The sequence below is a fragment of the Flavobacterium aurantiibacter genome, from assembly GCF_002251775.1.
Taxonomy (GTDB): Bacteria; Bacteroidota; Bacteroidia; order Flavobacteriales; family Flavobacteriaceae; genus Flavobacterium; species Flavobacterium aurantiibacter.
The window spans coordinates 1-12,965 of the sequence record NZ_NOXX01000145.1 but is presented as its reverse complement, the minus strand read 5'-3'; the positions used below and the strand labels follow the sequence as shown (position 1 = coordinate 12,965).

The window sequence follows — 12,965 nt, the reverse complement described above, 5'->3', positions numbered from 1 at the left end:
GGAAGCAACGTCTAAAAAATAGCCTAAAAAATGTCCATTACTCCATTTTTTAGCTTCTTTTCATTTTTTTCATTTTTTCCATTTTTTATATTTTTCCATTTACAGCTCCCCCGGGTGAGCGACAACAGCGGCATCCTTTGCGGCGTTATGGTATTTCCACCCTACGTTCGCCGGAAAGATACAGCGGATGGCGCGACGGCGGTTCAGTGAAACGTTTGCGAAGCGCTACAATTGCACCGCCGGCACCCCCAAAAAAAGAAACTAAAATTTTGAAAAAACGGTTTAAAAAATGTAGCTCGCTTCGTTAAAACTGGAAGTAAATAAACGGTTGTGGCCCCTCGGAACTGCTGGCGTAAACCAACCAAAATACCGCAGCAAGAATTAATGCTTTGCCGGCAAGGGGTAAGTAACCAAAAGCTTGTTTTAAACCATCGGACCAACGACTTGGTAAAAAATGCCATAAGAAGCCAAACAACATTACAAACATCACATTTCTGTAACCTTCTAAAATTACGAGATACTGCTCGGGGTTCCATTGCAACTGACCTATGTTTCCGATGAGTTCGAAAGCTGTTTCGAAATCTTTTGCACGGAAGAAAATCCAACAAAAAACCACGAAATGAAACGTAAGCACCACCTGCACAACACGCACAAAACTATTTTTAGGTAAGTGAAGTACATTTTTGAACAAGCGCTCTACAACCAAGGCTAAACCGTGTAAAACGCCCCAAATAACGAACTTCCAACTCGCACCATGCCAGAGTCCGCCGAGTAGCATCGTCATAAACAAATTAAAGTACATGCGGAACTTTCCTTTGCGGTTTCCGCCCATCGAAATGTACAAGTAATCGCGTAACCAGGTTGATAACGATATATGCCAACGACGCCAGAATTCGGTTATCGAGGCCGACTTATATGGCGTACGGAAGTTTACCGACAAGCGGAATCCCATGAGCAATGCAATACCGATAGCCATGTCGGAGTAACCCGAAAAATCGCAATAAATTTGGATGGCGTAACCGTACGACGCCAATAAATTCTCGAATGCCGTGTAACTGCTCGGCGAATCGAACACGCGATCGACAAAATTTAAGGAGATAAAATCGGATACAACTGTTTTCTTGATTAATCCGCCGATGATTAAAAATAAGGCATGGTTTAAATCGGCACTGTTGAGCGTAATTTTCTTGTAAATCTGCGGTAAAAACTCCGAGGCTCGAACAATCGGACCGGCAACCAATTGCGGAAAAAACGACACAAAAAACATGTAATCGAGTATGTTTTTAGTAGGCGTAATTTCGCGGCGATAAATATCGATGATGTAGCTCATCGATTGGAAGGTATAAAACGAAATTCCAACCGGAAGAATAATATCTTGAAACGCTAAATTGCCTTCAAACCACTGGTTGTAGTTATCGATTAAAAAGTTGCTGTACTTGAAATAACCGAGAAATCCGAGATTTAAAACCACACTCAGTACCAAATAGAACTTTCGGAACGACTGTAACTTTTCTTCGTACAAGAGTTTGGCTAAATTATAATCGATCACACCGCTAAGCAACAGTAAGCCGAAATAGTGACCGCTTGATTTGTAATAGAAAAACAGCGAAAACAAGAACACGTACAAATTACGCAAGTGGTATGTTTTTAGTCGCAGTGTTAGGATGTAAATGGGATAAAAAATCAGGAACAAGCCCAAGAAGAGTGCGGTGTTGAATAAAATCGGACTTTTCGGGTCAAAGGTAAACCACTGCGCTACATCGGCGGAAGAAAATGTGAAGAAATCCGTGATATATTGTGTAAAATCCTGCATACTTACTGACCTACTGATTTTGCGTATTGATTGGCTTGGCGGATAATCGCTTCGGCCAATAGCGTTCCTTGAATTTCGTAACCTAATTTGGAGTAATGCACGCGATCGGCGGCCATTAATCCTCTTTTGTAATTTCTACTTACGGCATTTCCGCCACCCAACTGCGTGTATCCGTCCCAAACGGCGTAGCGCAATAGCTCGGCATTTAACAACAGTGCATTTGCATAGCTTTCCACGTACGTGTTTTTGTATCGTCGTTTAAACAACGAAGGCGGAGGCGTGCACACCAAAATTTCGATATCGGGATGAATACTTCTGCAATTTTGAATGAACGTAGTAAGATGATTAATATACGTTGAAGCCGATTGGTGATCGAAACTTTCGTTGGTTCCTAAAGAAAGTACCAACAAATCGGGCGAAGTTGCCAGTAACTGTTGGAAGAACAACGGGCTTTGGTTGTAATCGGAGAATTTAGCGCCGTTAACGCCTACACTGCTGTAGATAATGCCGCCGTCGGAATTTTCCAACATAAATCCGTTTAAAGCAGAAGTGTCGTCTGAATCTGTAAAAACTTCAAATTGCAGCGCTTGATCAAACTCTTTGGACGTCCAGGTTTCACTTGCGTTGAAATCGACTGTGGCGTACTTATACTTTTTGACACTTCGCGAACGATTCTCCGACTTGCTAACAATCAGCGTTTTACCAGCGCGAATTCGATCGGATTTCAAACGATTCATTTTTTTAAGCTGACTAACCGAGATTCCGTATTTACGAGCAATGCTTCCCAAAACTTCGCCGTCTTTGATTTTGTGTATGCGCGGTTTTGGCACAATCACTTTTTTGCTTTCTAGCGTCTTTCCCGCAGAAAACTGCCAACGTGCCGTACTTTTTGGCTGCACGATGCGTACGAGGTCGAATGCATCGGAACTGTCTTTCAAACTAACTTTTACGGCACACGGACGTTCTTTACTACTAAACGAAATACCGCTTAACCCCATGTACGCATTGCTACCGTTGATAATGCGTTGCGATGAAAAATTGTTTGCGGACTCAAACGAAACGTCTGAAGAACCGTTAGTTCGCGCTAAACGGTGAGGAAAAATGAAGCCACGTCCGCCGTTTCCGTAGGTTTCCTGAAGCAGTGTTCGCGTTTTATCGGTTTGTAAATCGGCTTGAATGTGCGAGTCACCGATGTGAAAAACGTGCACACGATCCGTTAAAAAACCATCTGTTTCGCGCTGTTGTAAAGCCTTCAAGAATTTACTAATGGCTTTCGGATTCTTTAATCCGTTTTCAGGAATTACGATTGGAACGGCAACGGTATCTTCTGCAACAGCGGATTCAACGTCGGTAGTATCCGTTACCTGAGCTTTTCCTGAGAAGATAAATCCGAAGAAAAGCAACAATATGAGGCTACATTTCTTCATCAGGAATGCTGTCGTTTTCAGGCAACACGGCCTCAGTAGCGACTTTACTTTTTAATCGTTTATAGGTAATGAAACCACTTTGTAATTTTTGATAGAAAAGCGAAGCCACTTTCTTTGCGCCGCGGAAATTAAAGTGCGTATAATCTTTATTGGCTAAGGCCGGAGCTTCATCGACCCAACGAACCATACTTCCATTGCCACCCATTAGTTCGAACAGATTTATAAATCCGCTTCGTGTTTCTACTGCTAATTTTCGTTGTGCTAGTGTTAAAGGCACTACAGCCGAATCGGTACGCATTTCCATGTCGTACTTTGTTGCTTTATCGGCAGCGGAAATCAATAAAATGGGAACGCCTGGAAAACCTGCTCGTAAATTAGCGATGGCTTTTTGCATGCCGCGTTGATACCAATTGTAATTTTTAGTTCCGTAATTCAGAACATTCGTGCCGTAATGCAGAATAATTAAATCGTAACCCAACTTTTTTTGAAATTGGTTAAGCAATTGTGGATTTAGCTTTGACAGCGGCATACCTGAGTTTCCGCGTTGCGAAAAGTTGTCGATATGGACGCCTTTTCCGTTGTCGAAATTAAATCCATAAATGGGAATAGAATCGGCTTCGATAAAATCGGCTCTGAATTTCTTTAAATCCGACTTACCTATACGAAGTGTGTTGAGCGCTAGATTACCATCTAATTTGTACCACAAACTATCTTTTCCGTAGGTGACTTTCAAGCGGCCGTTTTTTCTTGAGGTGCCGTAGAAGAGTGTCGGATTGGGTAGCGATGCCACATTGGCTTGTCGGCCTGCTTCATAACGCACCCACGCCAAGCTATCAGTTGGATAAAACACGTGACCGTTAATACCAAAGGCGTATCGGCTGTATTTCGATGTTACGAAATTCTGATCTTTCCAACTACCTCCAAAACTGTGCTTTACGGAGCTTCTGCTACCCGCAGATTCGGATACGAGAGGAACGAAACCAACACCTGTTCCGCCGAACTGCGATTGAAATGCCGAACGCAAGTCTTGAACGATTAAGTCGCCATCGGTCATCGAATCGCCAAAATAGGCAATACGTACCGACTGATTGGGATTGGATTCGAGTAAGCGAAGTTTTTCATAAAACGAAATCAAGTGTTGATTTCCGGTGTATGATTGCGCGGTTTCAGACGGAAACTGAATGCCGGACTCATCGACATAAACAATTGGCTGATTCCCCATAGAATCTGCTTCGGCATAGTTAAGTTCATCGGTGGCTTCCGCTTCCGAAATGGCTTCGATAACCGTGCTGTCGACAACTTGATTTGCGGTTGCTTGTTGTTCGGGAAACAACTTTTTAGGCAAATACGGCTTGGCCACCACAAACAAAATGGCTGCCAGGAATAAAATCAGAAATGATTTAAAAAAACTCGATTGCTGCATTGGGGTGATTTACATGCGTTCGGGCGACTGAATCCCCAACAAATACAAGGCTTTCTTTATAACTTCTGCTGTTTTTGCACTCAACTGTACACGGAACGTTCGTGTATTTTCATCGCTTTCGCCTAAAATAGAAACCGATTGGTAGAAACTGTTGTATGCTTTCACCAAATCGAAGGCATAGTTTGCAATTAGCGCCGGACTCAATTCTGCGGCAGCAACTTTTACTACTGCTGGAAAATCTTCCAAAACTTTGATTAGCTCAATTTCTTTGGCATCGAGCGTAGAAACAGTTGCTAAAGTAGTTGGGATATTGCCAGCTTTACGCAAAATCGACTGGATACGCGCGTGTGCATATTGAATAAAAGGTCCGGTATTTCCATTGAAATCGACGGATTCTTTAGGATTATAAGTGATTTTTTTCTTCGGATCGATTTTCAACAAGAAGTACTTCATGGCACCTAAACCAATGGTACGGTATAAGACCGATTTTTCTTCTTCGGAGTAACCATCGAGTTTTCCGAGTTCTTGGGAAATAGCTGTTGCGGTGTCGATTACTTCGGCAATTAGATCATCTGCATCAACAACGATACCTTCGCGCGATTTCATTTTTCCCGTTGGGAGATCAACCATGCCGTAGGACAGGTGATGCAACTGATTAGCCCAGCTAAAACCTAACTTCTTTAAAATCAGGAACAAAACTTTAAAGTGATAATCTTGTTCGTTTCCAACGGTAAAGATCATTTGGTCCATTCCTGGCTGATCTTTCATTCTTTGAATGGCTGTACCGATATCTTGTGTCATATAAACGGCAGTTCCATCGGCACGAAGAACGATTTTACGATCGAGACCATCGGCGGTCAGGTCAATCCACACCGAACCGTCGGGATCTTGTTCAAAAACGCCCTTTTCCAAACCTAAAGTTACTACAGACTTCCCGAGCAGATAGGTTTCACTTTCGTAATAATAGGAGTCGAAATCTACTTCTAAATCGCGATAAGTCGTTTCAAAACCTTCGTAAACCCATTGATTCATGGTTTTCCACAAAGATACAACTTCGGCATCGCCAGCTTCCCATTTGCGAAGCATGTCTTGTGCTTCGAGAAAAATAGGTGCTTGCTTTTTAGCTTCATCTTTAGTTAGGCCTTTTGCTTCAAGAGCTTTAATTTCTTCTTCGTAAGCAATATTAAACTTTACGTAGTATTTTCCGACAAAATGATCGCCTTTCATTTGGGCAGTTTGTGGCGTTTCGCTGTTGCCAAAACGTTGCCAAGCCAGCATCGACTTACATATATGAATGCCGCGATCGTTTATAATTTGCGTTTTATGTACTTTTTTTCCTGCCGCTTCTAAAATTCGCGATACCGAAAAACCGAGCAAAATATTTCGAATATGACCTAAGTGTAGCGGTTTGTTTGTATTTGGTGAAGAAAACTCGACGATAGCGCCACCTTCCGAAGAAATTGGATGCGAACCGAAATTAGAATCTGCGAAAATATGTGAAAATGTCTCGGTGAATGCTCTTTCTTGTAGTGTTAGATTTAAGAAACCCGAAACAATGTTATAGTTTTTAAACAGCGATGATTTTTCGAGCAGTAAGGCACCGAGCTGTTCACCAATTTGTGCCGGAGCGAGCTTTAAGGTTTTAACGAGTGGGAAAAGTACGACGGTAAAATCGCCCTCAAACTCTTTTTTAGTTAGTTGAACTTCGAGCGGAATGGCGTCAATATTGGAAAACACAGACTGAATGCATTCAGTTACAGTGGTTTCTATTTGCTGTTTTAGCGTAATCATTGCGATTTTTTTGAGGCTGCAAATATAATTGAATTGCGCGCTCATATTTATAGGAATAAGAATCGATTTAAAGAAGAATTCAAATTTTAATGTGAATTCAAATTCAAGCTCAGTTTTGGTGCAGTTTTGCCTAGAATCGGAATAACATTCAAACAGGAATTACATTTTACACAAGGCGATCGTTAGGATTGTCGGTAGAAATAGAAGATTGAAGCAATCGTTTACAGACCTTATGCTGAGCTCTGCCTAAAAATTAACAATTGCTAAAATTCTCAAATTCCCGTTAATTATTAAATTTTTAGCTATGTTTGCTAACTTCAAATATTCTGTGTTTTTATGAAAAAGACATTTATTTTATTAGCGTTTTTAAGTTGTATTATGGGTTTTTCGCAGGGAATCACTGTCGATGCGACAACCTATACCCCCGCACAACTCGTAAACGATGTTTTGATTAACTCTCCTTGTGTTGCAGCTCAAAACGTAGTTGCAAGTACAGGAACAAACTTTGGATCAACGAATGGTATTGGTTATTTCGAAAATCTCAATCCAAACTTTCCATTTTCCAGAGGGGTGATCCTAACAACTGGTAATGTATTAAACAGTCCAAGTCCGAACAACACTACTTTGAGTGATGGTTCAAATACTTGGCCAGGTGATACGACCCTTGAAAACATACTGCTTACGCAAAATGGGGTAAGCATTAACTCAATTAATGCGACATCGCTTACTTTTGAATTTACCCCGAAAACACCGTCATTCGATTTTCGATTTGTTTTTGCATCGGAAGAATACGGTACTTCACAGTGTGATTTCTCGGATGCATTTGCTTTCATTCTTTACAATAAGACTTTAGATCCTGGCCTTACAAATGGTATAAACCTTGCTGTTATAAATGGCAACACTGCGGTTTCGGTAGCTACTATCCGCGATAACGAATACAACCCATTATGTACTAGTGAAAATGAGTCCTTTTTCGGAGCTTTCAATGGCCCAGGGTTTGGTCCTGCCATTAATTACAACGGCCAAACTATTCCTTTAACAGCTTCTGCTACAGGACTAAATACAAGTCATGTTTACGTTATTAAAATTGTGATTGCCGACGGTAACGACAACACCAGCTTTGATTCGGCCATATTCCTAGAAGCAAATAGTTTGAATGTTGGACAAAATGTATTGGGAATAGATTACGTACCAGCAAACAACAACGCGATTTGCGCGGGTGCCACGCTGCCGACATTAAACGCAGCTGGGCTTTTAGCAGGAACTACATATACTTGGGCACAGAACGGAACAACTATAGCAGGAGCCGTGAATTCCACATTGGTACTTCAAGGGAATCCGAGTATAAGTCCTTTGGTTGCAGGAGAAAACAGGTTTAGCGTAACATACGTAGAACCTGGTTGTACTGCAATTACCGATGAAATTATCGTGTTCTTATACCCAGCAATTAACGCTTTAGCTACAGTTCCAAACATTCATGTATGCGATACTGGAGCAACGAATTACACTTTTGATTTGTCAAAAAACACGCCGATAATCTTATCAAGCAACACCCCCGCCGCGGGCGATGACTTGCCAGCCGATACCATTATCCGATATTACGAAACTCAGGCTGCTGCAGATGCTGGACTTACTACAAATGCCTTGCCTCTAAGCTACAGCATACCATTTAACCAGAACAACAAAGTTATTTATGTACGTATTCAAGCTAACGGCACACCCTGTTATGTGGTACGAACTTTTACGCTGCGAATTATAACAGCGCCTGTCATTGCAACAGCTCCTCAAAACATTACTGTTTGCGCCAGAAACTCCACCGACACCCCACCTCGTGGAATTATAAATTTAACTGCAACAGGACCAACTCTTAACCCGAATATAGGGTATACCAATCAAATTCTTGGAAGCCAAGATCCAACAGCGTATGTGGTTACGTATCATACGACGTTAGCGGGTGCGACATCGACAATTAATAATACAACGAATCGTTTAACTCCCACAGGGACAAATCTCATTTCTCAATCGAGAACTATTTTCGTAAGAATACAAAACATATCTGACCCCAGTTGTTTTGCCAACGCGCAATTTCAATTAACTGTTACGCCACTGGCTCAGGTAGATGATTTACCAGATGTAGTAGTTTGCACATCTTATACATTGCCAGCCCATACCTTTGCTGGTGCAGAATATAGAACTGCGGCAAACGGTGGTGGAACAGTACTCAACGTAGGAACGGTAATTAATAACTCGACGACTGTATATATTTGGAATGCGACTGGCGGATGCCCAGGCAGCAGCAGTTTTACAGTTACAAAAGCAGATCTACCAGCTATTACTCCTGTTGATGATACGGTTTGTACCTCTTATACTTTACCGAGTATCCCTTACGGAGCTTATTTTAATAATGCAGCAGGTACTGGAACTCCAATCGCAGCTGGAAGTACTCTAACAGATGCTACCAATAACTTATTTGTTGTATTTACAGATAACTCAGTCACGCCACCTTGTACGATAAGTGAGCCATTTACTATTAATGTGATTCCTTTTACTCCACTACCGGATTATCAGAATCAATTTGCTTGTTCTAGTTATACTTTACCGCCAGCAGGTAATGGAGGAACGTATTATAACGGTCCGAACAAAACTGGTGGTATTGTAGCACCAAATACCGTTATTAATACAGTAGGTGTTCGTACAATTTATGTTTACAAAGAGTCAAATACCTCACCTGTAAATTGTACTTCTGAAAAATCTTTTACAGTTACTATCGGATTCAGCAGTATCACCCCACCAGCCGATGTTAATTCATGTTCTAGTTATACCTTACCTCCACCACCTTTTGGAGAATACCGTGACGCCCCAGCAGGAGGTGGAAATGTTATTTCACCTAATACTATTTTAAGTGCGCCGCTAACAACCGTTTATATTTATGTTCCTGGACAAACCTGTCTTAATAACCTAAGTTTCGACGTTACAGTTAATGTGGCTGCACTACCAACTATTCCGGATGTTGGTCCAGTATGTGATATTTACACACTACCAGAGCTAGGCTTAGGCGGACAGTACAGAACAGAGTCAGGAGGCACGGGATCTGTGCGCCCGGTTGGTTTTCCTATTACAACACCAGGAGTAACCACCTTATATTACTACAAGCAAGGTGCTGCCGCTGGCTGTTTTGTCGAAGAAGAATTTACAGTTACTATTAATCAGTCACCACAAATTTCTCCGAGACCACAGGAAGTAATCCGATGCAACCAATCGTTCTTTCTGGATGACTTAGCTTTCGGCGAATACTATGATAATCCTGGTGGACCATCGGCTTCTAATCCAGTATTACCACCTGGATTTGAAATTACATCCGATAATACAATCTATGTATATTCCAATAGTAGTGATCCTGGAAACACTTGTTTCCAAGAGTATAGTATCGACGTATTTATAACCAATACAACGGTAACCGACATTGCGGATGTATTTAAATGCGACACTGATAATTATGTCCTTCCGGCTATCGTTGGTCCGGGAACTTATTACACCGCACCTAATGGACCTAACGGAACGGGTACCGCATTAGCTGCCGGCTTTGCACCGCCTGTAGGTACTAACACGTATTATGTCTACGCTGAAAACAATAACCGTATTGCTTGTTCAGACGAAGATTCTTTTACCGTTACTATCTACCAAACACCAACGGTAGCAACTATTACTCCGGTAACGCAATGTGATTCATACATTCTACCAGCACCTCCGGCACCAGCTACAAGATGGTTTACTTTGCCAGGAGGACCAACTGTAACTAATAATGTTGAACGTTTACCTGGTTTCAATGTGACTACCACAACTACCTTATACGCTTATGCAGAATCGGGTACTGCTGCCACACAAATTTGTTTTGACGATGAGCCTTTTGTAATTACAATAAATCAAACACCAAATATTCCTACACAAGCTGCAGTTTATGCTTGCGATAGCTACACGGTACCAGCGCCTCCTGCGCCTGCAACAAAGTGGTTCACCGATAATACGGGAACAGGAACGGAGATAACTGTTGGCACTACAATAACTACTTCTACAACAATTTATGCCTACGCAGAAACCGCAACTGCTCCGAACTGTTTTGAATATGAGCCTTTAAGCATAACGATTTACAACACACCAGTTGTAACACCGATTGCTCCTGTTACTGTTTGTGATTCTTACACATTACTTGCTCCACCTGCACCAGCGACAAGATGGTTTACCTTACCAGGCGGACCAACAGTACCTGGTAACGTTGAGCGATTGGCTGGATTCAATGTAACAGTTACAACAACTTTATATGCTTACGCAGAATCTGGGACAACCGCTACACAAATTTGTTTTGATGATGAGCCGTTTGTTATTACCATCAATAATTCGCCTGTAGTACCAGCAATTGCTCCAGCTTTTGCTTGTGATACGTACATTTTACCAGCGCCACCTGCACCTGCTACACGCTGGTTTACTCAACCAGGCGGACCATCAAATGCTGCAAACACTGAATTATTTGCCGGAAATTCAATTTTAAACTCAACCACAATTTACGCTTACGCTGACACCGGAACTGTTCCAAATTGTACCGATGAGGAAGCATTTAACATCACGATTACAACCACACCAATTATTAATCCTGCAGATATTCAGAATATAAATACTTGCGCAACTTCTTACGCGTTGCCAAACTTAACTACTCCTGGTGCAAACTACTATGCAGGACCAAATGGTACAGGCGGTGTAATTGCTCCGGGCACAGTTTATACTTCTAATGCGCAAGTGTATGTATATGCGGTTAACGGAACTGCTCCAAATACATGTCCGTCGGCAAATGAGTCATTCAATATTACATTCTATAATGTAGATGAAGTTCCAGACGCTACTGTTTGTGGATCATATATCCTACTACCGCTTAATACCCCAGGAGCTGCTTATTATAACGCTCCTAATGGTGGCGGTGGTCAGATACCCGTTGGATCAGTCATTAACTCAACTAGCACGATTTACGTTTACGGTACTGCACCATTTACGCCTGCTTGTCCGAGCGAAACAAGTTTTATTGTAACGGTTAATCCATCGGCCGTAGCGAATCCGGTGCCGCAGAACCTACTCCGTGTGTGTGACTCTGATTCTAACCCAAATGATTTTATTACAGCATTTGACTTAGATACACTAACAGCTTCGATCTTAGGTAGCCAAGACCCAACATTCTATAGTGTTGAGTATTATCCTTCACCAGAAGATGCCGACTTCCAAACAAATGAAATCGTAACAGACAATGGACCGTTAACAGATACTTCGTTGAGCACCGTTTACGCCAGAGTTAGTGATGGTAGCACTTCGGGTTGTGAAGACATCGAACCTATTACTATCACTGTTATTCCACAACCAGCATCAGATCCGCTTTCTGGTATTATATGTACTGATGTTGTTACTGGACAAATTACGCTTCCAGTAATTGAAAGTGGTTACAGTTCGTCTTTCTATAATTTTAATTGGACTGATGACGCGGGCGTTACGGTTGCAACTACTCCAAACTTCAGTCCGTCTGCAGCTGGCGACTACCAACTGGTAATCACAGCGCAAGGCATTACGGGTTGTGAGTCGACGCCAATTCCTGTTAGAGTAATTGAATCGGCTAGACCAGCGGAAGTTACATTTGAAACTTTGGGTTGGTTTACGAACAGCCAGACTATTCGTGTACTTACAAATCCTGCTGACAATGGTACAAGATTCTTGTACTCAATTGATGGGCAACCAGCACAAAGCAGTAATGTATTTACAAACGTACCTTCGGGCGTTCACGAGATCGTAGTTTCTGACGTAAATGGTTGCGGCTCGTTGCCATTGCCGATTACCATTGAATTGGTTGATAGCATGAAATACTTTACACCAAACGGTGATGGTATTAACGATCGTTGGACGATTAAAGGTTTTGATCCATCGAATCCGGCGCAGGTATTCATCTACGACCGTTTTGGAAGATTACTTACGCAAATCTATACTGATGGCGACGGTTGGGATGGAACCGTAGCTGGACAACCACTACCTGGAACCGATTACTGGTTCACGATTCAGTACGTTGAAAACGGCGTTCTGAAAGAGTATAAATCGCACTTCTCGTTGATTCGATAACAATCAAAAAAAAGCTCCGAATTTCGGAGCTTTTTTTATGCACGATTCTCGCGTTAGGTGGCGGCGTGGAAATAAATGACTGGGAAACGGTTAAAGTTGCCGCAATAGCGGGCGACCGGCGGAAGCCACGCTATTGCGCTGCAACTTACCGTTGACCGGACATTTATTGCAGCAAGCAACCGACGGCGCCACGAAACAACTGCGAAGCAAACCCGCAGCGCCGGAACGCCCTACTAACCTGAGTTCGATAAAAAATCTTTGTCAGAACGCTGAAAATGAATAAATTGCAATATTTAGTTCCGTTAGAAATGAACGACTGAGACGCTAAACAGATAAACGGTCGCCTACTTCGTTAGAATTTTTT

5 protein-coding genes are annotated in these 12,965 nt (G+C 42.1%); 1 reads left to right on the top strand and 4 read right to left on the bottom strand.

Annotation, left to right across the window (positions count from 1 at the left end; genetic code table 11):
* Nucleotides 1-304: 304 nt before the first annotated feature.
* The 4 genes from CHX27_RS03150 to argS are packed head-to-tail and all read right to left on the bottom strand — an operon-like array spanning nt 305 to nt 6,451.
* Nucleotides 305-1,813: an MBOAT family O-acyltransferase gene (locus CHX27_RS03150; RefSeq protein ID WP_094485316.1), complete on the bottom strand. Its 1,509-nt coding sequence runs from the start codon at nt 1,811-1,813 to the stop codon at nt 305-307.
* A 2-nt stretch (nt 1,814-1,815) separates the two neighbouring features.
* Complete coding sequence (locus CHX27_RS03145) at nt 1,816-3,240, bottom strand: LysM peptidoglycan-binding domain-containing protein (protein ID WP_094485315.1); 1,425 nt, start codon at nt 3,238-3,240, stop codon at nt 1,816-1,818.
* Nucleotides 3,227-4,663, bottom strand: a complete 1,437-nt coding sequence (locus CHX27_RS03140) for an SGNH/GDSL hydrolase family protein (RefSeq protein WP_094485314.1) — start codon at nt 4,661-4,663, stop codon at nt 3,227-3,229. Before CHX27_RS03140 ends, CHX27_RS03145 begins: the two co-directional genes overlap by 14 nt.
* Nucleotides 4,664-4,672: 9 nt before the next feature.
* Complete coding sequence (gene argS, locus CHX27_RS03135) at nt 4,673-6,451, bottom strand: arginine--tRNA ligase (protein ID WP_094485317.1); 1,779 nt, start codon at nt 6,449-6,451, stop codon at nt 4,673-4,675.
* A gap of 339 nt (nt 6,452-6,790) precedes the next feature.
* Here argS and CHX27_RS03130 point away from each other — a divergent pair, with 339 nt between their 5' ends.
* On the top strand, nt 6,791-12,601 hold the full coding sequence (locus CHX27_RS03130) for a T9SS type B sorting domain-containing protein (RefSeq protein WP_094485313.1): 5,811 nt from the start codon (nt 6,791-6,793) through the stop codon (nt 12,599-12,601).
* Nucleotides 12,602-12,965: the final 364 nt, after the last annotated feature.